Origin of the sequence: Arthrobacter sp. EM1 (genome assembly GCF_029964055.1) — a bacterium.
GTDB lineage: Bacteria > Actinomycetota > Actinomycetes > Actinomycetales > Micrococcaceae > Arthrobacter.
The window spans coordinates 533,455-555,260 of record NZ_CP124836.1; the positions used below are offsets into that span (position 1 = coordinate 533,455).

Sequence of the window (21,806 nt, forward strand, 5' to 3'; positions counted from 1 at the left end):
ATTGCCTGCACCACCCCGCCGATCGCTCAAGTGGAACGTCCAGAACCACCCGATCAAATCGTGGACCAACCCGGTAACGACCATCCCAGCCTGAAAGAGTCAAGGCCGGACAAGTCGCCTGCGGCCCCGACTTTTTCGGCCCCTACCCCCGCTACTGCAGCCCCGGCACCCCGTCCCGGATCGCGAACGACGCCTTCGTGCTCACCGGGGATCCCGGCGTCGTGACGTAGTCCAGCGTCCGGAAGTCGGCGGTCATGGCGTCCTTGGTGATGCGGGTGTTCACGTAGCCGCGGTTGTCGTTGTAGAACTTCAGGTGCGGGTTCCAAGCCATTACCGGATCCGTAGTTGATCCTGAGCCGTTGCCGGTGGACGAGATGGAGGTGCACACCAGTTCCGAGCCCACCACGGGCGAGGCCGGGTCCTTGTAGTCCACCTTGACGTCGTTGGCCCAGTTGCGGTGCACGTCACCGGTCAGGACCACGGCGTTGCGCACCTTCGCGTCCACCCAGCCCTGCGTGATGCGGCGGCGCGACGCGGCGTAGCCGTCCCACCCGTCCATGGAGACGTCGTCGATCTCCGGTGCCTTGTCCCGGTCCCGCTCGGCGAAGAAAACCTGCTGGCCCAGGATGTCCCAACGCTGCGTGGAGTTCCGGAAACCGTCCAGCAGCCACTTCTCCTGCTCCGCGCCGGTGATGGTGCGGTCCTCGGCCAGGCGCCCGGCCACGTTTTTCTGCCAGCCGTCGCCGGCCAGCTGGTCATCACGGTACTGCCGCGTGTCCATCATGTGGAAGTTCGCCAGCTGTCCCCACTGCAACCGCCGGTAAATCTTCATGTCGGCACCCGCCGGCACGGAGGAGGTCCGCAGCGGCATGTTCTCGTAGTACGCCTGGAACGCGGCGGCGCGGCGCTGGCGGAAATGCTCGGTGGTGTCGTTCAGCTGCCCGGCATCCTGGTTTTCCGGGACCTCGTCCGCCCAGTTGTTGTCCACCTCGTGGTCATCCCACACCACCAACCACGGCGCCACCGCGTGCGCGGCCTGCAGGTCGGCGTCGGCCTTGTACTGGGCGTGCCGCTGCCGGTAGCCAGCCAGGCTGGTGGTCTCCGGGCCGGCGTGGTCGCGCGGGTTGCCGCCGCCGATCACATAGCTGTCCATCTTGTACTCGTACAGGTAATCACCCAGGTGCAGCACCAGGTCCGGGTGGTCCTGCGCCAGCCGCGCATAGGCGGTGAAGTAGCCGTGCTCGTACTGGGCGCAGCTGGCGAACGCCATGGCCAGCGCCGCCGGCGTCTCGTGCAGCGCCGGACTGGTCAACGTGCGGCCCACCGCGCTGATATGCCGGCCGGTGCGGAACCGGTAGAAGTATTCGCGCCCCGGCCGCAGGCCTTTCAGCTCCACGTGCACCGAGTGCGCGGTTTCGATCCGGGCGTGCTCGACGCCGCGGGCCACAACTTTGCGCATGCCGGCGTCCTCGGCCACTTCCCAGGCCACCGCTACGTTGCGCGACGGCATGCCGCCCAGGCCGTCCCCGGCCACCGGGTCCACGGCCAGCCGGGTCCAGATCACAAAGCCGTCCGGCCACGGCTCGCCGGAGGCGATGCCCAGCTGGAACGGATCGGTGCGCATGCCGGCGTCGTCCGCGGTGGAGGTGGCGACGGCGGCACCCGGCCAGGCGGCGACGAGCCCGGCTCCGAGGCCGGCGGAAAGAACGGATCTGCGTGAAATGTTGTCCATGCCTCCGACCGTACGGAGGGTGGTTGGACAAGTCTTGTGGACCATGTGAATGGCTAGTTAACTGTGTGACAAGACCTGTTGACCCGGTGACCTCCGCTAAGCGGGCTCGGGACTGCTCCCGCACAAAGGCGAAGCCTCGGCCCCCGCGGTCCTACCGGCTAGGATCGGCGCTATGGGGATCAGCGAGGACATCTTCGAAGGGCAGCCCGCCGACATGCCGGAGCCGATGCCGCGGCGCACCGCACTGTACCGGCCAGGACCGTGCCCGGCCGTTGTGCGGCACCTGGGAGGGTACGCCCCGTTTATGGAGTTCAGCGCCGCGCAGGGAGTTCGGGCCAAGGAGCTGGCGTCCGACCCGGAGCGGCTCATCGGGTTCCTGCGCACGTTCGGCTCCGGGATTGCCAGCGACAGCACGCTCCAAGCTGCGGCGGCCATCTTCGCCGGGAACACCATCGCCGCGCTGCGGCCGGACGCGCAGTGGACCGCCTACGAAGGGGCCGCTCCTACGGTCGGAAACCGGGACCGGCAGTACGAGGTTTCCCGCCTGCTCGAGGGGCTGCGCGGCGCCGACGACGATGCGGTCCGCGGGCTCATCGCCGCCCTGCTGGGCTGGGCCCGGGACGATCCGGACGAGCCGCCGGCACGCCTGCCCGTCCCGGCACCCCGTGCGGCGGGGCAGCGCCGCTACGTCCGGCCGAACCTGCCGGCGACCACCTACTGCTCCAGTGACGGGACGCCGATTCCGTACGGCCGGCACTGGGGTGCTGACGGACCCGCGCAGGATTCGTACAGCGTGGACAGCCACCCGGAGCGTTTCGCCGGGCTTCACACCGTCGCCAGTGCGTTGATCGGGCATCTCACCGCCCTGTACGACGTCGACGCCCAGGACGATCCGGCCCATGCCGGGGACCTGCTGATGGCAGGTCCCGACGTGTTGCGGGCGGTGAAAGTCACGCCGCGGCTTTCCGACGCCGCGTCCCTGACCTTCGTCTTCACCGGGTACCCGGGTGTGATGGTGCATGCCGGTGTGCTGCACGACTTCCCGTTTCCGGTGTGCGGCTGCGATGCCTGCGACGAAACAGTGGAAACAACTGCGGACCGGCTGGAGTGGCTGGTGCTCACGGTCGCGGCCGGCGGATACAGCGAACGCTACCCGGTGGGCCGCCAGCGGTGGAGCGAATACGCCCTGACCGCGTGGGACGGGTCCGGTTCCGAAAGTGGACGGGGCGAACCCGGCCCGGCCGCCGAAGACCGCCTGCGCGACGCCGAGGTCCGGCTGCGGGTGGCCGGCGGATGGAGCCCGTGGCCGCTGCGCGACGGGAGCGCGACCCCGCCAATATAACGAACTGGTAACGTAGAGTGAATGCTTTCGAAGTCTGGTCAAACACGAGTCACCCAACTGGACGGCCTCCGGGGGATCGCCGCCCTGCTAGTAGTCGCCTGCCACGTGGTGTCCACCCTGCCGGGAATCGGGGGCGTCTTCAGCAACCGGGCCGTGGATCTCAACACCGCCGAGACGTGGGCGGTCTTCTCTCCGCTGCATATCCTCTGGAACGGAACACCGGCGGTGCACGTCTTTTTTGTCCTCTCCGGCTTTGTCCTGGTGCTGCCGTTCACCAGGCCCGGCGCGGTCCCAAGCTGGGCGCAGTACTACGCCAAGCGGTTCTTCCGCCTCTACCTGCCGGCCTGGGCGTCGCTGGCCGTAGCCGTGGCGTTGATTGCGATGATTCCCCGCACTGCGTCGCCCCTGCAGAGTGCCTGGGCGGACATGTACGTGGTCAACCCCACGGTGGTGCAGGTCCTCAAGGACGGTCTGCTGATGCTGAACGCAAGCACCATCAACACCCCGCTGTGGTCGCTCAAATGGGAGGTCGCGTTCTCCCTGCTGCTGCCGGCCTACGTCTTCCTCGCCCTGCGCTGGCGGCGCGTGTGGTTCGTGAAAATCGGCTTGGCCTTGCTGCTGGCCGCGGTAGGCGGCGTGCACCACATGGACGCGCTGATCTACCTCCCGATCTTCGCCGTCGGGGCCGTCCTCGGCGTGGAACGGGAGCGGATCCGGAACCTGACCGGGTCCTGGCCGCGCGGCGCCTGGTTCCTCGTGGCCGCCGTCGGCCTCTTCCTGGCCAACGCGGAATGGGTCAGCCGCGAGGAACCGATCCCCGGCGTCGAGGCCCTAGTGACCGTCGGCGCGGCGCTGATCGTCCTGCTCTTCGTCTCCTGCGGCGCGGCGAAACGGCTCGGCGACTCGGCCTCGGCCCAGTGGCTGGGACGGGTGTCCTTCAGCCTCTATCTGGTGCACCTGCCGATCATCCTGGCCGGGGTCACCTTGTTCCGCTCCGTCTCGCTTCCGCTGGCGCTGGCCGTCTCGGTGGCCGCCTCGTTTGCGGCGGCCGAGCTCTTCTACCGGTACGTTGAACAGCCCGCCCACCGGCTTTCGATGGCCGTGGGACGCGCCGTCGGACGCCGGATCCGCCAGGACGACGACGGCCGGGACGCCGCGAGCCGGGTGCCCACGCCGGCGGGCACCCGCGTGGGGGCCATGGCCGAGGCGGCGCCGGGCCGCCGCCGGTAGGGAGGGGTTAGGCAGCCTGGTTGAAACGCACCATGTTCCCGGACGGGTCCCGGAACGCGCAGTCGCGCGGGCCCCACGGCTGGACGATGGGTTCCTGGAGCACTTCGGCACCGGCGGCCCGGACCGCCTCGAACGTAGCGTCCAGATCGTCCGTGCGGAACACCAGGATCGGGAGGGCGCCCTTAACGAGCAGTTGCTGGAGGGCGTCGCCGTCGTCCTGGGAGCGGCCGGCATGCGGGACGGACAGCACAAGCTCCAGATCGGGCTGGGCGGCACTGCCGAGGGTCACCCAGCGCTGCCCGTCCGAGCCGACGTCGTTCCTGACGTCCAGGCCGAGGACGTCCCGGTAGAAGGCGAGCGACCCATCGAGGTCGTTGACGGTGATCTGTGCGTATTGCAAGGAAATGTTCATGTCTCCCACGCTAGGGGAGCGGCTGCGGCGGCGCTTCTTCAATCCTGCTCGGTTTGCACTCTCTGCTTCCGGGCGGGCCGCGTGCGCAGCCGGGCGATGCACAATGGCATGGCCTGCACCGCGTCGTGCTGCCGGGAACGATACTCACTCGGGGGCATGCCGACGATCTCGGTGAACCGCGAGCTGAACGATCCCAATGAGGTACAGCCCACCTCCATGCAGGCATCCGTCACGCTGGCGCCGGCCCGCAACAACGCCATGGCCCGTTCGATCCGCCGGGTCATGAGGTAGTTGTAGGGTGTCTCACCGAAGGCGGCCTTGAACTGGCGGGAGAAATGCGCCGGGGACATCAGGGCACCGGCGGCCATCGTGGGCACATCAAGCGGCCGGGCGTAGTGGCGGTCGATCAGGTCCCGCGCCCGGCGCAGCTGCGCCAGGTTGGCCAGCTCCTGCGGTGTCATGCGGTTAGTCTAGCCGCGCAGGCCCCGGGGGATGCGGGTTTTCCGGCGGGCTCTGCGGGCCTTCGCGCGCGCCATCCATCCGCCCTTCTGCGGGTGACTATTGGGTGTCCACGGCTTCGATTCCGTCCAGGATGAGATTAAGGCCGAACTCAAACTCCGCCCCGAAGTCATAGCCCGGTTTGAGGAACCTTGGTGCGGCAACTCCCGACAGTTCCTGCACTCCTTCAGTGCTCCGCTCGGCGCCGAGAGCCAAGGAACGCCTTAGAGCAGTTTTACGACGCGGAAACGTTCGAGCACTATCTCCGTGCCGTCGTCCACAACGAACGAAGCATCGCCGAGGTAGCTGCGCATCTCCGCGCAGTCCCAGAAGCTTTGATGTTCGGCCCGCCACTCGGCCAGGGACGAATATCCTTCGCCTTCGTCGCGGGCATGCTCCCATGGAACGGCGGCGAGCGGGACGACTTGGACATCTGTTATTTCGATTACCGCAACGGCGTTCTCAGCCGAATCGATGACCACGTGCCGGGCACCAACCTCCGGCAACGGTTCGTCATCCACCCGGTACTCCGCCGCCAGGGCCGCCGTCGTGGTTTTACTGCCATCGACGACGGCGGATACGAACAGTTCGCGTAACGGCCCAGGGAAGGCGAACTCAGCGCGGGGCAGGTCATTGAATTCGTTCACGTCGTCATTGTGTCCGCCCCGCCTGCAGCCGGCAAGTCCTGCCAGCGGCCCTGGCAACTTCCCTGCCGGACCTCGCCCGAATCACTGCCGAGGTAAGCCTCGGATGAGGCGATCCGCCGATGAAGGGTCCACGGAACCCTGCCGTTCCCATAGGCATCCGGCTACGGAACTCCGTCTTGAAGTGGTGCAGGTGCCCGTTTCCGATGTGGACCGGGCCAAGGCCTTTTACACGGACCACTTCGGTTTTCACTTGGACCATTGGGGCCCCATTGAGGCGTGCATCGCCAGCAGGGTCAGCTGGATTTCCCCACCATACCGATGTGAGCTGCCAAACGTGGGGAGATTCAGCGGGCGGCAGCTGCATCACCGGCGAGTGGCCGGCTCGGGACGCCTGCGGTCATCGGTCCGTCCCGGAATGCCGGAGACTGGAAGCCTCAACCAGTAAAGGCGGAACCCCCTTGATCAATCTCCAACAGGACGTAGACGGCTTCATTCGGATGCCGCGGCACTTCCCGGACAGCGTCGCCATCACCATCACGTTTGCGGACGGCACCGCTGAGGCGTTCTCCGGGGCGCAGTTGAACCAGGCCTATGACGCTGCTTTGGCTGACTATCGGGCCAAGAACAACCTGGACGCCAAGGGCTTCTCGCGGGCGCCCCGGACCAAAACGAACACCGGGAACAAGATTGAGTTCGTGCCCGTCCGGCCCGGCATGGGCTCCGCACAATAAAACAGCGCTCAGCCGAACAAGTACGTCCCCGCGCACCGCGACCATCGTGGCCACGCCCCGCTCGGGGCCTGCGATGCCCCGGACGCCCATCCGGTCGGGTTGACTGTGGACCTACCCGTCAGGTGCGGGCCGGCATGGAAGTGGGACCACTGTGGGAGGTGCAACCATCGCAGAACCTGCGGCCCGCATTCGTAACGCGGGTATGACAGGAAGCGAACCGTCGCCGGCGCACCCCTGAGGGTAGGAGCGCGGGGAAGCGGGCTAGCGGGTCCGTTCCTCGAGCAGCTCCAGCACATGCGGGTACTCGCTGCCGGTGGCCCGTGTTATGCCGAGCTCACACGTCCGGTTGCAGGATGCGTGTGCCGTGGCGCCCGTCGCAGCCACCTTGGCTGCCTGCTTCCGGGTGGCCGACGCTGTCAGCTCCGGGTGCAGCATGCCGCGGTCACCGGCGAAAGCGCAGCAGCCCCAAGCCTCCGGGACCTCCACACCCGTCCGGCTACGGCCCCGGCCACGGCGGTCAGTGCCGGGCCCAGGCGCAGCCTGGTCCAGGAACACGTGGGATGCAGGGCCCGGGATTCCAGTTTCTGGTAGTGCGGCAGCTGGGGCAGGATCCGCTCGGCCGCGAACGCGACGGCGTCGAGCACGCGGGGAGCTGGTTTGACGCGGACACCAGCATCTCCTTCGATCGCGTGACGGGAGCCACCCCGGCCTAGGGCGGTTCCCGGGTACTTTGCGCCGGAGGTTATCACCACGTGATAATCCGTCTTGGCTTGGCGGCCGCAGCCAGACAGACTATTGGGGTACCGCACTGTAATCGTGCCCCCGAGCCGGAAGGCAAAAAGCGAATGATCTTCATCGTCGTCAAATTCAAGGTCAAGCCCGACTGGACCGACCGCTGGCTGGACCTGACCCGCGACTTTACCGATGCCACCCGCCAGGAACCCGGCAACCTCTGGTTCGACTGGTCCCGCAGCGTGGAAGACCCGAACGAGTTCATTCTCGTCGAGGCGTTTAAGGACGACGCCGCGGGGGAGCACGTCAACAGTGCGCACTTCACCAAGGCCATGGCGGACATGCCGCAGGCCCTGATGGAGACCCCGGAAATCATCAGCGAGAAGATCGAATCCAACGGCTGGGGCCGGATGGGCGAACTCACCGTCAACTAGCCGGCGTCCACGCCCGCGGGATCAGCCCGCATGGGCTGGCCGAAAGGTGGTTCCGCCGTCTGTGGAGCGAACCAGGCCGGCAGAGGTGGCGGCCCAGACCTGGAGGGTCCCGTCCGCTGCAGTGGCTGCGGCAACGGCGTGGACCTGGCCGGTGGGTGTTCCCCGCTGCTGCCAGGAAACACCTTCGTCGGGGGAGTAGTACACAGTCCCGCCAGGGGCGACGCCGACTGCCTCACCGGTGTTGGCGAACGCGGCGAACTGGATCACCGGGGCCGTGGTGCCCGCCGTCCAGGTGCTCCCGCCGTCGGTGGAACGCTGGATACCTTCTTCTGTGGTGGCCAAAACAGTGTCGCTATTGGGATTGCCGGCGAGGGCAAACGGACTAAAGTCTGCGCCGACGGTCTGCCACGCAATGCCATCGGTGCTGGTCCGAAGCGTCCCGTCATAGGCGACAATTCCGGACTTCGTGGCGGCCAGGGCATGGAAGTCTGACTCATTCTGTCGCGAGAGTTGCTGCCACGTCCTGCCGCCGTCCGTGGTCTTGATCAGGCCGAGCGGGCTGGGCAGGTCCGAGCCGGCTTCCGGGTGCCCGGAGGCGTAAAACACGCCCGGGTCTGAGGCCTTGGTGTAACCCATCAGGTCATGCGAGGGTCCAATCTTCGCGGCAGGAATGTTGGAGACGTCGAACAGGCCATCATGTGTGGCCAGCAACACTTGGCCGGTGTCGCCGTCGACGCTCAGGCCATGAACGTGCGCGTCCGGAAGCCCGGATGCGGCACCGCTGGCAGCGGACCGCGGCGCGTCGGGCGGGGTGGACGTGCAGGCGGTCAGAACAAGGATCACGGTTGCTGCCGCGACTGTGGCGGCGGACGTCCGGATACGGGCGAGGGAGGGGGTGGTCATCAAAAAAACTCCAGTCAGCAGGAACTCAAGAGTGGGCGGACGGCGACGCCGGTCCTTGGCAGGGGGCCGACGCCGCCGGATCCTGCTTAGATGCCGCCCAGCAGGGACTGCATCTCCTGGATCTCTGCCTCCTGGGACGAGGCGATGTTCTTGCCCAGGGCCAGCGCGTCAGGGTTTTGGCCCTCCGCCATCTGAGTTTTGGCCATTGCCACGGCTCCCTCATGGTGGGCGATCATCTGCGTCAGGAACAGCCGGGCTGCCTCAGATCCCTGCGCGGCCTTGAGCTTGTCCAGCTCTTCTCCACTCATCATGCCAGTCATGCTGTGTCCTGCGGCCATCTCCGAGGGTTCGTTCCACGCCGACAACCAGCCGGTCATCGTGCTGATCTCCGGGGCCTGCGCCGCCTTGATTTTGGTGGCCAAGGCAGTGACCCGAGGGTCGATGTCCTGCTTGCCGAGGATGATGTCACTCATCTCCACGGCCTGGCTGTGATGCGGGATCATGCCTTGGACAAACATGGTGTCTTCCGCGTTATGAGCCGCGGTGTCCATCGGGGCCGCGCTGCCCGGCATATCGGACGCGCTGTGGCTCATCTCCGGCATGGTGCTTCCGGCAGTTCCGGAACCGGAAGTTCCGGAACCGGAAGTCCCGGAACCGGAAGCGCAACCTGCCAGGGCCACTGTGGTTGCAACCAGGGCAGCGGAAAGTGTCAGTGATTTTTTCATGGGAATTGGGGTCCTTCAAGATCGTTGTGGGAACAACGCTGGGCGGAACAGTCGCCGGCCAGCAGTACAGGCCCGATCAAGGGGCCTACGGCAAAGGGGTCCGCGCCGGTGAAGCAGTCGCGGGGTAGTGCCTTTACGTCCGGCTGATGCAGAGGTCCCCGGGCGAAGGAGCCCCGGGCAGATACACGTGGCGGCAGGCGGACCCCTGGTACGGTGGGCCGGCGTCGCCGAAGACGGTGGTGCCCGGCAGCGGGGCCGCGAGCGAGGCCTGGCCCGGCAGCGGAATACAAGCCGGGTCCATACCCGACATTTCGGCGCACCCGCCCGGTCCGAAGCAGGAGGCCTCCTGGCAGCCTGAGTCGTGACCAGCCGCGGTGAGGGATGCGGCCATGTGCGACGGCGGCTGTTCCGCGCTCGGTGTCGCGCCGGCGTCGTGGCCGGTATGGCTCCCCGCCGGTGTTGGGGCTGAACGGAGTTCCGCGGTGTGGGTGGAGTCGGATGCGGCCATGGAGTGGGGGCCAGTCATAAGGTGCATCCCGAAGATCCCGGCCAGGAGGGCCAGCAGGCCCGCCATCATGCCTGCGCGCCGAAGGAAGCCCGAAGTTCGGCCTAGCAATGCGGTGAACATAGGGATTCCTCCTTCCGGTCCGAATCGCGGTTATGTACTACTGCAACAACACCGAAGCAGCGCCGGTCAGCAGCGCCGGTCACGCCCCACGATGATACCCCGGCGGGGTATGGCTCGGCAATCGGCGGTGCCGTGCCGGGCGCGGAGCGTGGACGCTTTGCCTGGGTGCCTTGGCGTGGGCGCGAAGCACGGTTGCCATCGGCACGCGGTATCGCTTCGGGCCCGGCAGGCTCTGCTCACGTAAGGTGGCGCTTATGGAACTCCGTCTTGAAGTGGTGCAGGTGCCCGTGTCCGACGTGGACCGGGCCAAGGCCTTCTATGTTGACCAGCTTGGCTTCGGCCTGGACCACGATGTTGAGCACATCCCGGGAATGCGGGTGGTGCAATTGACCCCGCCGGGTTCGTCCTGCTCCATTGTGATCGGCACCGGCATGACCGGTATGGGCCCGGGCAGCCTTGAGGGCCTCCAGCTCACGGTGCCGGACATGGCGGCGACCCGCACCGAACTGCTCCGCCGCGGAGCCCCCGTCAGTGAAGTCCAGGACCTGGGCGGATTCGCGTTCGCCTATTTCAGCGACCCGGACGGAAACCGCTGGGTGATCCAGGAAATCCGGCCCCAACACGGCGCCTAGCAGCCCGCCGCGCCCGTCGCCGGAGCGCGGTATGCCCCGGCGGGTGTGGAGGGTGCCCAGTCTGCCCGCGAGCCTCAGCGCGCCGCGATGTGCTCCGCGATGAAGGCGGCGTCCCGGCCCACGCCGGAGAGCAGCGCCGAACCATGCCCGGTGAGCCAGGGCAGCCCCACCGCATACAGTCCGGGGTACTCAGTGACACCGCGGTGGTGCCGCGGATAGCCCCACTCATCCAGGACAGGGAGATCCAGAATACTGAGGTCCAGCCGGTACCCGGTGGCCCACAGCACACTCGTGATGCCCTCGGCGGCGAGGTTGAGCCGGCTGTGGGCGGGAGGGAGCCAGTCATCGGCGGCCCGGGGTTCGGCGGCGGGCGCCTGGATTCGGGCCGCCGTGATGTAGGCGTCGATCATCGGCTGGAACCGCTGGCCGAATGCTGCCTCCACCTGCGCCAGGCGCTCGGCAAGGTCATCGCTGACGACGAGGTCGCCGTCGTCTACTCCTTCCAGATGCCCGTGCAGTCGGACCCCGCGCCGGCCCAGTTCACGCAGGTGCAGGTCGTGGCCGCCGTCGACTCCCGAGACCAGCGGATTGCACGCAAACCTGGCCTTCGGGGAGGGCAGTTGCTCCACCTGGAGACCGTTCAGGCCGACGTCGGGGCCGTGCCGGGCCAGCTCCATCAGCCAGCGGATCACGTCCTGGCCGCGGTACCGGCGCGGCGCCTCCGGGCAGGTGGACACGGCAAGATGGACCAGCCGGCCGGCGGCCAGCAGCTCCTCGGCGATTTGTCCGCCGGACTGCCCGGTCCCAACGATCAGCACCGCGCCGGCGGGCAGCTGCTGCGGATTCCGGTACTGATCGGTGTGAAGCTGCCGGACGTGCCCGGGGATGTCCTTGGCCAGTGCCGGGATTCGGGGGACCTGGTAGGCGCCGGTGGCCAGCACAACGTTCTCAGCCCGCCACGGCCCGGCGCTGGTCTCCACGTGGAAGCCGCCGCGATCGGGCGCGATGCGGGTAACGGCGGTGCCGGTGCGGACCGGAACGCCGGCGGCCTGCGCGTAACGCCGGAGGTACCCGATCACCTCGTCCCGGGGCAGGAACGCCTCCGGATGAGGGCCCCCGTACGGCATTCCCGGCAGGTCCACCGAAAAATTCGGCGTATTCAGGAAAAATCCGTCCCACCGGTCCTGCCAGGCGCCGCCTAGTTCCGCGCGCTGCTCCAGCAGTTGATGCCCGACGCCGGCCCGGCCCAGGCAGTAGCTGATGGCCAGCCCCGCCTGCCCGCCGCCGACCACCAGGGTATTTACATTGCGGTTCGGCTCCCCGGCAGTCGCGGTCGCGATATCTGCGGCCTGGACCGGCACGGCCTGGACCGGCACGGCAGTTCCGCCGCCTAGTTCCGGGCCCGCGGGGGCTTTGGCGGTTTCGGCGGCAACCCGGAGACGTGGGAATATGCCTTCGCCACCCACACTCCGGTGCTGTCGCCGTCGTCCTGCCAAGCTTCGGGCAAGCCGCTGTAGTCACGCATCGGCCGTTCCGGGGGTCCGTAGGGCACTGTGCGCTGGTTCGCCTCGAGTTCGGCGCGGTCGGGCGCTGACAGCTTTACGCCCAGGACCGGGCCGAACAACCCCGCGAACATGTTGCCGTTGACGAATGCGCCCAGGTTCCCGAACATGGGCCGCACCACGACGTCGGGGTGCGGCGGCAGCACGGAGCGGAAGCGCTCCTTGTCATTCTCGGACGGTTTGGGCATCTGCATGTGAACTCCCGGTCGCCTCGGGCTCCACGTTTCAGGCGGGACGTCCCTGCAGGATATGCCCGTTCCGGAACGCGGTCGAGGCCTCCGGGCAAGGTCGGGGCCACCTTCCCGGGACGTGCTGTTGGCCGTGGTGGTAATCCGTCGCGGAAATCTCCTGTAAGGTTGTTCTTGTTGTTGTGTTTATGCAGTTCGTAGTTCAGGCAGTACGCAAGGTTGTAAGACCTTGTTCTTCTGAAGCAGCGGTTTTGAGCACCCCACACAGGAGGACCCGAAAGTCGGGACTTTTCCTCCACCTTCACGAAGGACAAAAAATAATGGCTACTGGTACCGTCAAATGGTTTAACGCTGAAAAGGGCTTCGGCTTCATTTCCCCCGATGACTCCTCACAGGACGTCTTCGCACACTACTCCGCGATCGCCTCTTCCGGCTTCCGCTCCCTCGAAGAGAACCAGAAGGTCTCCTTCGAAACCGAGCAGGGCCCCAAGGGTCCCCAGGCCGTAAACATCCAGGCTCTCTAAGACTTAGCTTTTAGCTAACTCTTCACGAGTCCGGAACCGTAAGGTTTCTAGCAGGGTCCGTCATTGACGGGCCCTGCTTTTGTTTAACCCGGGTGTGCCGCATCCCAACTGACTCGCAGCAGGTGTCGTTTTGAGCCCCCAAAACGACACCTGCTGCGAGTCAGTTGGGGGCCACCGGGGGAGCGGACTGCCGCCGTCAAAAACGGGCCCTCCCGCCGCAGCTTAGCGCTGCAGGGAAGGGCCCGTCCGGGTGTATCCGCTCCAGGCTACGGCTACGGCGTCGGCTACGGCGTCGGCAGTCCGCCGTTGACGTTCAGGGTTTCACCGATCACATAGCTGGACTCAGCCGAGGCGAGGAACACATACGCCGGGGCCAGCTCGGCCGGCTGGCCGGCGCGGCCCAGCGGGGTTTCCTTGCCGAACTCCGGCAGATCCTCGGTGAGCTGCCCGCCGCTGGGCTGCAACGGCGTCCAGATCGGCCCCGGCGCCACGGCGTTGACCCGGATGCCCTGGGGTGCGAGCTGCTGGGCCAGGCCCTTGGTGAAGTTGTTGATCGCAGCCTTGGTGGAGGCATAGTCCACCAGGGTCTCCGAGGGGCTGTAGGCCTGGATCGAGGTGGTGTTGATGATGCTCGATCCGGCCGGCAGGTGCGGCAGGGCCTCTTTGGTCAGCCAGAACATGGCATAGACATTCGTTTTGTAGGTGTGGTCGAACTCGACATCGGTGATGTCGCCGAGCGCCTTCTGCGCCACTTGCTTGCCGGCGTTGTTGACCAAGATGTCCAGGCCGCCGAGTTCCTGCACGGCAGTAGCCACCAGATCACGGCAGGTGGCGGAGTCCTTGAGGTCCCCCGGGACCTTGACCGCCTTGCGCCCTGCCTTTTCGACCAGCTCAGCGATCCGGCTGGCGTCTTCCTCCTCTTCGGGCAGGTAGGACATTACGACGTCGGCGCCTTCGCGGGCGAACGCGATGGCCGTGGCGGCGCCGATGCCGGAGTCCGCGCCGGTGATGAGCGCCTTGCGGCCCTCCAGCCGGCCGGTGCCGCGGTAGCTGTCCTCGCCGAGGTCGGCCTTAGGCGTCATCCGGGCGTCCAGGCCGGGTGCAGGCTGGCTCTGCTCGGGCGCAGTGAGCGTCTCGTAGGCTGTTACCGGGTTTTTGAAGGTGTACTGGTCAGTCATGATGCTCCTCCGGATGGCGGGTCCCAGCTGGGGTGTGTCCGCAGCTTGTCTCCTGGCGCGGACGCTTGCACGCCGCGCGCATGCTAAGCATGCTTAGCATCAACCCTAGCCAAGGCGTCGGTTCCGGCGCAACGCGCGCCCCGGCCACGTCGCCCCGGGCCGCCGTCGGGAGCGACGGTCGTGCCGCTCCGGAAAAACAAAGGCCGGCACGTCCTGGCGTCGTCCGGCGGCAAGATGATCGACGGCGGCCGGCCCCGGTGGGACTGCCCCGCCGAGCCGACGGCTTCCCCGGCCGAGGAGTCCACCGCGTTGATAACGGATCTTGTGGTCCGCCGGCTGCTTGACGGATCGACACCGCCGTGGGCACTGCGGGCCCGGATCATCGCGGACGTGCTGGCCGGGGCTGACCGGGGCGGGGTTCCGGGTAGAGGACGGCAGTCCGGTCCCGTGGACGTTCCCCGCCACCTCTATGCCAATGTCAGTTGGATGTTCGATAACCTGCAGCTGGAAGTTCCGGAACGCACGCTCAGTGGGTCGCCGTACATGACCGACGGCGGCCCGAAGATCCTGCCGCAGGTCCAGCGGCTGCTCGTCGGCGAGTGAGGCCCGCGCAGGTCCGCGGCGTGGTGTGACCCGGTACACAGGGGTGGATTTCCGGGCTGTGGGTGCTGGACGCGGCCGCAGGGGGCTTGGGTTGCCCGCCGTGGCGGGGTTTTTGGGGGTGTGGGGGTGGTGTGGGGGGTGGATTTGTGTGGGGGTCTGGTGGCGTGTAGAGTAATTCGAGTCGCCGCCGCTGTTGCGGAGAGTTTGCGACCGACCCCCTGATAAACGGCCTGTGAATATGGCGCTTTTTTGAGTGCGTGTTGCGGGTGGGGACCTTCCGGAGTGTTTGTGGATCGCAGGATTGCTGATTTGCAAAGGGTTCCGGTTTCGGGTAAGTTTGAAAAGTTGCTCCGGAGCGATCCATGGCTGGTTTGGTTGTGGTGGTGCCGGGTGTGTCTGTTGTTTGAGAACTCAATAGTGTGCCAAGTTTGTTGATACCAATTTATTGTATTGAATTGGTTGAATTGATCAGGTCCGCCACCCCGTGGTGTGGTCTGGTTTTTACAGCTGGTTTCAAATTTTGTGCAGCTGGCGCGTCCCGTTTTCCCGGGGGTGTTGGTTGTGTCTGTTTTACTTCAACGGAGAGTTTGATCCTGGCTCAGGATGAACGCTGGCGGCGTGCTTAACACATGCAAGTCGAACGATGATCCCAGCTTGCTGGGGGATTAGTGGCGAACGGGTGAGTAACACGTGAGTAACCTGCCCTTAACTCTGGGATAAGCCTGGGAAACTGGGTCTAATACCGGATATGACTCCTCATCGCATGGTGGGGGGTGGAAAGCTTTATTGTGGTTTTGGATGGACTCGCGGCCTATCAGCTTGTTGGTGAGGTAATGGCTCACCAAGGCGACGACGGGTAGCCGGCCTGAGAGGGTGACCGGCCACACTGGGACTGAGACACGGCCCAGACTCCTACGGGAGGCAGCAGTGGGGAATATTGCACAATGGGCGAAAGCCTGATGCAGCGACGCCGCGTGAGGGATGACGGCCTTCGGGTTGTAAACCTCTTTCAGTAGGGAAGAAGCGAAAGTGACGGTACCTGCAGAAGAAGCGCCGGCTAACTACGTGCCAGCAGCCGCGGTAATACGTAGGGCGCAAGCGTTATCCGGAATTATTGGGCGTAAAGAGCTCGTAGGCGGTTTGTCGCGTCTGCCGTGAAAGTCCGGGGCTCAACTCCGGATCTGCGGTGGGTACGGGCAGACTAGAGTGATGTAGGGGAGACTGGAATTCCTGGTGTAGCGGTGAAATGCGCAGATATCAGGAGGAACACCGATGGCGAAGGCAGGTCTCTGGGCATTAACTGACGCTGAGGAGCGAAAGCATGGGGAGCGAACAGGATTAGATACCCTGGTAGTCCATGCCGTAAACGTTGGGCACTAGGTGTGGGGGACATTCCACGTTTTCCGCGCCGTAGCTAACGCATTAAGTGCCCCGCCTGGGGAGTACGGCCGCAAGGCTAAAACTCAAAGGAATTGACGGGGGCCCGCACAAGCGGCGGAGCATGCGGATTAATTCGATGCAACGCGAAGAACCTTACCAAGGCTTGACATGAACCGGTAATACCTGGAAACAGGTGCCCCGCTTGCGGTCGGTTTACAGGTGGTGCATGGTTGTCGTCAGCTCGTGTCGTGAGATGTTGGGTTAAGTCCCGCAACGAGCGCAACCCTCGTTCTATGTTGCCAGCGCGTGATGGCGGGGACTCATAGGAGACTGCCGGGGTCAACTCGGAGGAAGGTGGGGACGACGTCAAATCATCATGCCCCTTATGTCTTGGGCTTCACGCATGCTACAATGGCCGGTACAAAGGGTTGCGATACTGTGAGGTGGAGCTAATCCCAAAAAGCCGGTCTCAGTTCGGATTGGGGTCTGCAACTCGACCCCATGAAGTCGGAGTCGCTAGTAATCGCAGATCAGCAACGCTGCGGTGAATACGTTCCCGGGCCTTGTACACACCGCCCGTCAAGTCACGAAAGTTGGTAACACCCGAAGCCGGTGGCCTAACCCCTTGTGGGAGGGAGCTGTCGAAGGTGGGACTGGCGATTGGGACTAAGTCGTAACAAGGTAGCCGTACCGGAAGGTGCGGCTGGATCACCTCCTTTCTAAGGAGCACCTACAGTCACCTTGCCTCATGTATGTGAGTGTGGAGGGGTTGTCAGGAGTACGCCCGTTGCGCAGACGCTAGTTCTGCGGCGGGTGCTCACGGGTGGAATATCAACAAGTAGCGGCCGCTGGTTTTTCCTGCGGCACTTAGTACGGTTCTGCACTTGTGTGGTTCCTGGAACGGTGTGCGGGGGGTGCTGGTGGTTTAGTGTTTGGCACACTGTTGGGTCCTGAGGCAACAGGGGCCGGGTTCCGCGGTTTTGGCTGTGGTGTCCGGTGCTGGTGTTTCTGGTTGTTCCTGGCTGCATCGATCGCACGGTTTGGTCCCTTTGTGGGGGTTGCGTGTGGGGTGTGTGGTACGGGGTTGTTGTTTGAGAACTACATAGTGGACGCGAGCATCTTTTATAAGAAGCAATTTCCAAGAATATGAACCTGGATCTGACCTGGGCGCCTTTGGGTGTGTGGGTTGGTTTTCGTGGTTCTCTCGAAAATTAGCGTTTTTGATCTTTTGTGGTCAAGTTTTTAAGAGCACACGGTGGATGCCTTGGCATTAGGAGCCGAAGAAGGACGTAGGAATCTGCGATAAGCCTGGGGGAGTCGATAACCGGACTGTGATCCCAGGGTGTCCGAATGGGGAAACCCCGCCAGGGGCGCGAGTTACCTGGTGACCCGCATCTGAACACATAGGGTGCGTGGAGGGAACGCGGGGAAGTGAAACATCTCAGTACCCGCAGGAAGAGAAAACAATAGTGATTCCGTCAGTAGTGGCGAGCGAACGCGGATCAGGCTAAACCGTTCCATGTGTGATAGCCGGCGGGCGTTGCATGGTCGGGGTTGTGGGACTTCCCATTCTGTCTCTGCCGGGACAGTGGGGTGTGTAGTGCAGGCATAGGTGAACGGTCTTGAAAGGCCGGCCAGAGAGGGTGTGAGCCCCGTAACCGAAATGTTGTGCACCGCCCGGGGAGTATCCCAAGTAGCACGGGGCCCGAGAAATCCCGTGTGAATCTGTCAGGACCACCTGATAAGCCTAAATACTCCCTAATGACCGATAGCGGACCAGTACCGTGAGGGAAAGGTGAAAAGTACCCCGGGAGGGGAGTGAAACAGTACCTGAAACCGTGTGCTTACAATCCGTCGGAGCCAGTCTGATTCTGGTGACGGCGTGCCTTTTGAAGAATGAGCCTGCGAGTTAGTGTTACGTCGCGAGGTTAACCCGTGTGGGGAAGCCGTAGCGAAAGCGAGTCTGAATAGGGCGTTGCAGTGGCGTGATCTAGACCCGAAGCGAAGTGATCTACCCATGGCCAGGTTGAAGCGACGGTAAGACGTCGTGGAGGACCGAACCCACTTCAGTTGAAAATGGAGGGGATGAGCTGTGGGTAGGGGTGAAAGGCCAATCAAACTTCGTGATAGCTGGTTCTCCCCGAAATGCATTTAGGTGCAGCGTTGCGTGTTTCTTACCGGAGGTAGAGCTACTGGATGGCTAATGGGCCCTACAAGGTTACTGACGTCAGCCAAACTCCGAATGCCGGTAAGTGAGAGCGCAGCAGTGAGACTGTGGGGGATAAGCTTCATAGTCGAGAGGGAAACAGCCCAGACCACCAACTAAGGCCCCTAAGCGTGTGCTAAGTGGGAAAGGATGTGGAGTTGCGAAGACAACCAGGAGGTTGGCTTAGAAGCAGCCATCCTTAAAAGAGTGCGTAATAGCTCACTGGTCAAGTGATTCCGCGCCGACAATGTAGCGGGGCTCAAGTACACCGCCGAAGTTGTGGATTTCAGATATTAGCTAAGCCGCCCCTTGTGGGTTGGTTCAGGCGTCTGGAGTGGTAGGGGAGCGTCGTGTGGGCAGTGAAGTCGCGGTGTAAACCAGCGGTGGAGCCTACACGAGTGAGAATGCAGGCATGAGTAGCGAAAGACGGGTGAGAAACCCGTCCGCCGAATGATCAAGGGTTCCAGGGTCAAGCTAATCTGCCCTGGGTAAGTCGGGACCTAAGGCGAGGCCGACAGGCGTAGTCGATGGACAACGGGTTGATATTCCCGTACCGGCGAAAAACCGTCCATGTTGAACAGGGGATACTAACTGCCCAATACCTGCCTGACACCCCTTGTGGGTGAAGGGTTTTGGTGGAGCGCGGGACCTGATCCTGGGAGGCAAGCGTATTAACAGGTGTGACGCAGGAAGGTAGCCGAGCCGGGCGATGGTTGTCCCGGTCTAAGGATGTAGGGCGAACGGTAGGCAAATCCGCCGTTCATGATGCCTGAGATCCGATGGGACTCCCGTAAGGGGGGATTCGGTGATCCTATGCTGCCTAGAAAAGCATCGACGCGAGGTTTTAGCCGCCCGTACCCCAAACCGACACAGGTGATCAGGTAGAGAATACTAAGGCGATCGAGAGAATTATGGTTAAGGAACTCGGCAAAATGCCCCCGTAACTTCGGGAGAAGGGGGGCCCCCATCGTGATGGACACAAGCTGTCCGGAGCGTGCAGGGGCCGCAGAGACCAGGGGGAAGCGACTGTTTACTAAAAACACAGGTCCGTGCGAAGTCGCAAGACGATGTATACGGACTGACTCCTGCCCGGTGCTGGAAGGTTAAGAGGACCGGTTAGCCGCAAGGCGAAGCTGAGAATTCAAGCCCCAGTAAACGGCGGTGGTAACTATAACCATCCTAAGGTAGCGAAATTCCTTGTCGGGTAAGTTCCGACCTGCACGAATGGAGTAACGACTTCCCCGCTGTCTCAACCATAAACTCGGCGAAATTGCAGTACGAGTAAAGATGCTCGTTACGCGCAGCAGGACGGAAAGACCCCGAGACCTTTACTATAGTTTGGTATTGGTGTTCGGAGTGGCTTGTGTAGGATAGGTGGGAGACGTTGAAGCCCGGACGCCAGTTCGGGTGGAGTCATCGTTGAAATACCACTCTGGTCACTTTGGACATCTAACTTCGGCCCGTAATCCGGGTCAGGGACAGTGCCTGATGGGTAGTTTAACTGGGGCGGTTGCCTCCTAAAAAGTAACGGAGGCGCCCAAAGGTTCCCTCAGCCTGGTTGGCAATCAGGTGTCGAGTGTAAGTGCACAAGGGAGCTTGACTGTGAGAGAGACATCTCGAGCAGGGACGAAAGTCGGGACTAGTGATCCGGCGGTACATTGTGGAATGGCCGTCGCTCAACGGATAAAAGGTACCTCGGGGATAACAGGCTGATCTTGCCCAAGAGTCCATATCGACGGCATGGTTTGGCACCTCGATGTCGGCTCGTCGCATCCTGGGGCTGGAGTAGGTCCCAAGGGTTGGGCTGTTCGCCCATTAAAGCGGTACGCGAGCTGGGTTTAGAACGTCGTGAGACAGTTCGGTCCCTATCCGCTGCGCGCGCAGGAAATTTGAGAAGGGCTGTCCTTAGTACGAGAGGACCGGGACGGACGAACCTCTGGTGTGTCAGTTGTACTGCCAAGTGCACCGCTGATTAGCTACGTTCGGATGGGATAACCGCTGAAAGCATCTAAGCGGGAAGCTCGCTTCGAGATGAGATTTCCATACACCTTGTGTGTGAGAGGCCCCCAGCCAGACCACTGGGTTGATAGGCCGGATGTGGAAGCGAGGACTAACGACTCGTGAAGCTGACCGGTACTAATAGGCCGATAACTTACACCACACACCACCTGGACAAACCAATCCTTCAAAAGAGGTTTGCCCATCAAGGGTGGTACAAAGATAACAAGACTGCTTGCGTCCACTATGTGGTTCCCAACCAACAAACCCGTTGCGTGAGGAACAAAAACACAACAACACAACAACACCACAGTTGTAACCACAGATTTCCCACCACCACGCCCAGGCGCGGAACGGTGCGGACACAAAGTTACGGCGGTCATAGCGTGGGGGAAACGCCCGGTCCCATTCCGAACCCGGAAGCTAAGACCCACAGCGCCGATGGTACTGCACCCGGGAGGGTGTGGGAGAGTAGGTCACCGCCGGAACATCATTACACGGTCGAGGACCCCCAACCACGTTGGGGGTCCTCCCGCATTTAACACCCCACCCAAAAACACCCCCACCGGGAACCCCACCCGGCTCAGCGGGAACATTGGCGGTGCCGGCATCGTTGTGGTTCGGTGGGCTCGTTTCCAAAAGCCCCGCTTCCCGCTTTCGCTCAAAGGATTCCCATGACCCAGCGCACCATCGTTATCACCGGCGCCAGTGACGGGATCGGCGCCTCCGCTGCCCGGACCCTTGCCAAAGCAGGGGAGCGGGTGGTCGTCGTCGGACGTTCCGCGGAGAAGACCGAGCGGGTAGCAACGGAGATCGGTGCTGACTACTTCGTCGCGGATTTTGGCGTCCTGGCGCAGGTGCGCCGGCTTGCAGAGCAGCTCAAGGCGAAGTACCCGCAGATCGACGTCCTGGCAAACAATGCCGGCGGGATCATGGGCAAGCGTGAGCTCACCGTCGACGGGCACGAAAAGACCTTCCAGACCAACCACCTGGCACCGTTCCTGCTGACCACCGAGCTGCTGGACGTGCTCACGGCCAGCAAGGCGACAGTGATCAACACCGCCAGCGCCGCCAACGGTTTCGGCAGGCTGGACCTGACGGACCTGGACGCGGCCAGAAGCTACTCGACCAACCGCGCCTACGGGACCGCCAAGCTGGCCAACATCCTCTTCACCAGCGAACTGAACACCCGCTACGGTGCCGCGGGAATTTCCACGGCGGCCTTCCACCCGGGTGTGGTGGCCACCAACTTCGCGGCCGAGTCGACCAGCCCCATGCGGCACGCGTACAAATCCATCCTCAACCGTTTCCTGCTCAGCCCCGAACAGGGCGCAGACACGCTTGTTTGGCTCGCGACGTCGACGCCGGGGCGGGACTGGATGCCGGGGGCCTACTACGCCAAGCGGGCGCTGGCCAAGGCCAACAAACAGGCCTACGACGCGCAGCTCGCACGCGGACTGTGGGAGCGCAGCGAGGCCATGGTGACCCAGCCGCTCGAGGAACTCGATCCCCGGGTGTAAC

Annotated in this window: 20 protein-coding genes, 3 rRNA genes and 2 pseudogenes; 13 read left to right on the forward strand and 12 right to left on the reverse strand. The window is 63.8% G+C overall.

The window, feature by feature from the left end; all coding sequences use genetic code 11:
- Positions 1–151 precede the first annotated feature (151 nt).
- Positions 152–1,732, reverse strand: coding sequence for an alkaline phosphatase D family protein (locus QI450_RS02455; protein WP_226775004.1), 1,581 nt, complete (start codon positions 1,730–1,732; stop codon positions 152–154).
- A gap of 172 nt (positions 1,733–1,904) precedes the next feature.
- Here QI450_RS02455 and QI450_RS02460 point away from each other — a divergent pair, with 172 nt between their 5' ends.
- Positions 1,905–3,074 (forward strand): DUF6226 family protein, encoded by a 1,170-nt coding sequence (locus tag QI450_RS02460; protein WP_226775003.1) that lies wholly within the window; start codon positions 1,905–1,907, stop codon positions 3,072–3,074.
- 21 nt (positions 3,075–3,095) lie between these two features.
- Positions 3,096–4,304: an acyltransferase gene (locus QI450_RS02465; RefSeq protein WP_226775002.1), complete on the forward strand. Its 1,209-nt coding sequence runs from the start codon at positions 3,096–3,098 to the stop codon at positions 4,302–4,304.
- A 7-nt stretch (positions 4,305–4,311) separates the two neighbouring features.
- Here QI450_RS02465 and QI450_RS02470 read toward each other — a convergent pair whose 3' ends face one another.
- The 4 genes from QI450_RS02470 to QI450_RS02485 all read right to left on the reverse strand — a co-directional run bounded on the left by QI450_RS02470 (position 4,312) and on the right by QI450_RS02485 (position 5,861).
- Positions 4,312–4,716 carry a VOC family protein gene (locus tag QI450_RS02470; RefSeq protein WP_226775001.1) on the reverse strand — a complete coding sequence of 135 codons (405 nt, stop codon included), beginning with the start codon at positions 4,714–4,716 and terminating at the stop codon, positions 4,312–4,314.
- A gap of 38 nt (positions 4,717–4,754) precedes the next feature.
- Positions 4,755–5,177, reverse strand: coding sequence for a helix-turn-helix transcriptional regulator (locus tag QI450_RS02475; protein WP_226775000.1), 423 nt, complete (start codon positions 5,175–5,177; stop codon positions 4,755–4,757).
- Between the two features lie 97 nt (positions 5,178–5,274).
- The gene (locus QI450_RS02480; RefSeq protein ID WP_282468090.1) at positions 5,275–5,397 is read right to left on the reverse strand and encodes a hypothetical protein; all 123 of its coding nucleotides are present in this window, start codon (positions 5,395–5,397) and stop codon (positions 5,275–5,277) included.
- Between the two features lie 41 nt (positions 5,398–5,438).
- Positions 5,439–5,861, reverse strand: coding sequence for an ASCH domain-containing protein (locus tag QI450_RS02485; protein WP_226774998.1), 423 nt, complete (start codon positions 5,859–5,861; stop codon positions 5,439–5,441).
- Between the two features lie 181 nt (positions 5,862–6,042).
- Here QI450_RS02485 and QI450_RS02490 point away from each other — a divergent pair.
- Positions 6,043–6,120, forward strand: a pseudogene (locus QI450_RS02490) (VOC family protein); the annotation flags it as partial.
- Between the two features lie 199 nt (positions 6,121–6,319).
- On the forward strand, positions 6,320–6,592 hold the full coding sequence (locus tag QI450_RS02495) for a hypothetical protein (RefSeq protein WP_226774997.1): 273 nt from the start codon (positions 6,320–6,322) through the stop codon (positions 6,590–6,592).
- Between the two features lie 261 nt (positions 6,593–6,853).
- Here QI450_RS02495 and QI450_RS02500 read toward each other — a convergent pair.
- Positions 6,854–7,239, reverse strand: a pseudogene (locus tag QI450_RS02500) (heterodisulfide reductase-related iron-sulfur binding cluster); the annotation flags it as partial.
- On the opposite strand from QI450_RS02500, the gene QI450_RS02505 reads away from it, so the two are divergent.
- The gene (locus QI450_RS02505; protein ID WP_282468177.1) at positions 7,183–7,305 is read left to right on the forward strand and encodes a hypothetical protein; all 123 of its coding nucleotides are present in this window, start codon (positions 7,183–7,185) and stop codon (positions 7,303–7,305) included. The pseudogene QI450_RS02500 and the gene QI450_RS02505 sit on opposite strands and share 57 nt — an antisense overlap.
- A gap of 132 nt (positions 7,306–7,437) precedes the next feature.
- Positions 7,438–7,758 (forward strand): putative quinol monooxygenase, encoded by a 321-nt coding sequence (locus QI450_RS02510; protein ID WP_226774996.1) that lies wholly within the window; start codon positions 7,438–7,440, stop codon positions 7,756–7,758.
- A gap of 21 nt (positions 7,759–7,779) precedes the next feature.
- Here QI450_RS02510 and QI450_RS02515 read toward each other — a convergent pair whose 3' ends face one another.
- The 3 genes from QI450_RS02515 to QI450_RS02525 all read right to left on the reverse strand — a co-directional run bounded on the left by QI450_RS02515 (position 7,780) and on the right by QI450_RS02525 (position 10,014).
- The gene (locus QI450_RS02515; RefSeq protein ID WP_226774995.1) at positions 7,780–8,661 is read right to left on the reverse strand and encodes a F510_1955 family glycosylhydrolase; all 882 of its coding nucleotides are present in this window, start codon (positions 8,659–8,661) and stop codon (positions 7,780–7,782) included.
- A gap of 86 nt (positions 8,662–8,747) precedes the next feature.
- The gene (locus QI450_RS02520; RefSeq protein ID WP_226774994.1) at positions 8,748–9,386 is read right to left on the reverse strand and encodes a DUF305 domain-containing protein; all 639 of its coding nucleotides are present in this window, start codon (positions 9,384–9,386) and stop codon (positions 8,748–8,750) included.
- Between the two features lie 133 nt (positions 9,387–9,519).
- Positions 9,520–10,014: a hypothetical protein gene (locus tag QI450_RS02525; protein WP_226774993.1), complete on the reverse strand. Its 495-nt coding sequence runs from the start codon at positions 10,012–10,014 to the stop codon at positions 9,520–9,522.
- A gap of 254 nt (positions 10,015–10,268) precedes the next feature.
- Between QI450_RS02525 and QI450_RS02530 the strand changes: the two genes are divergently transcribed.
- Positions 10,269–10,646: a VOC family protein gene (locus QI450_RS02530; RefSeq protein WP_226774992.1), complete on the forward strand. Its 378-nt coding sequence runs from the start codon at positions 10,269–10,271 to the stop codon at positions 10,644–10,646.
- Positions 10,647–10,720: 74 nt separating this feature from the next.
- Here QI450_RS02530 and QI450_RS02535 read toward each other — a convergent pair whose 3' ends face one another.
- Both QI450_RS02535 and QI450_RS02540 read right to left on the reverse strand, forming a co-directional pair.
- Positions 10,721–11,986, reverse strand: coding sequence for an NAD(P)/FAD-dependent oxidoreductase (locus tag QI450_RS02535; protein ID WP_226775005.1), 1,266 nt, complete (start codon positions 11,984–11,986; stop codon positions 10,721–10,723).
- Between the two features lie 50 nt (positions 11,987–12,036).
- Positions 12,037–12,402 carry a TfoX/Sxy family protein gene (locus tag QI450_RS02540; RefSeq protein WP_226774991.1) on the reverse strand — a complete coding sequence of 122 codons (366 nt, stop codon included), beginning with the start codon at positions 12,400–12,402 and terminating at the stop codon, positions 12,037–12,039.
- A gap of 314 nt (positions 12,403–12,716) precedes the next feature.
- On the opposite strand from QI450_RS02540, the gene QI450_RS02545 reads away from it, so the two are divergent.
- Positions 12,717–12,920, forward strand: a complete 204-nt coding sequence (locus tag QI450_RS02545) for a cold-shock protein (RefSeq protein ID WP_024365339.1) — start codon at positions 12,717–12,719, stop codon at positions 12,918–12,920.
- Positions 12,921–13,204: 284 nt separating this feature from the next.
- On the opposite strand, the gene QI450_RS02550 is transcribed toward QI450_RS02545, so the two are convergent.
- Positions 13,205–14,098 (reverse strand): glucose 1-dehydrogenase, encoded by an 894-nt coding sequence (locus QI450_RS02550; RefSeq protein WP_226774990.1) that lies wholly within the window; start codon positions 14,096–14,098, stop codon positions 13,205–13,207.
- A 180-nt stretch (positions 14,099–14,278) separates the two neighbouring features.
- On the opposite strand from QI450_RS02550, the gene QI450_RS02555 reads away from it, so the two are divergent.
- The 5 genes from QI450_RS02555 (at position 14,279) to QI450_RS02575 (ending at position 21,805) form a co-directional block, all read left to right on the forward strand.
- Entirely contained in the window at positions 14,279–14,701 is a 423-nt protein-coding gene (locus QI450_RS02555; protein ID WP_282468091.1) for a hypothetical protein, read from the forward strand.
- A gap of 575 nt (positions 14,702–15,276) precedes the next feature.
- Positions 15,277–16,800 (forward strand): 16S ribosomal RNA (locus tag QI450_RS02560).
- Between the two features lie 513 nt (positions 16,801–17,313).
- A 23S ribosomal RNA gene (locus QI450_RS02565) occupies positions 17,314–20,448 on the forward strand.
- A gap of 208 nt (positions 20,449–20,656) precedes the next feature.
- A 5S ribosomal RNA gene (gene rrf / locus QI450_RS02570) occupies positions 20,657–20,773 on the forward strand.
- Together the 16S, 23S and 5S rRNA genes form the textbook arrangement of a ribosomal RNA operon.
- 186 nt (positions 20,774–20,959) lie before the next feature.
- Complete coding sequence (locus tag QI450_RS02575) at positions 20,960–21,805, forward strand: SDR family NAD(P)-dependent oxidoreductase (protein ID WP_226776312.1); 846 nt, start codon at positions 20,960–20,962, stop codon at positions 21,803–21,805.
- The last annotated feature ends 1 nt before the right edge of the window (position 21,806 follow it).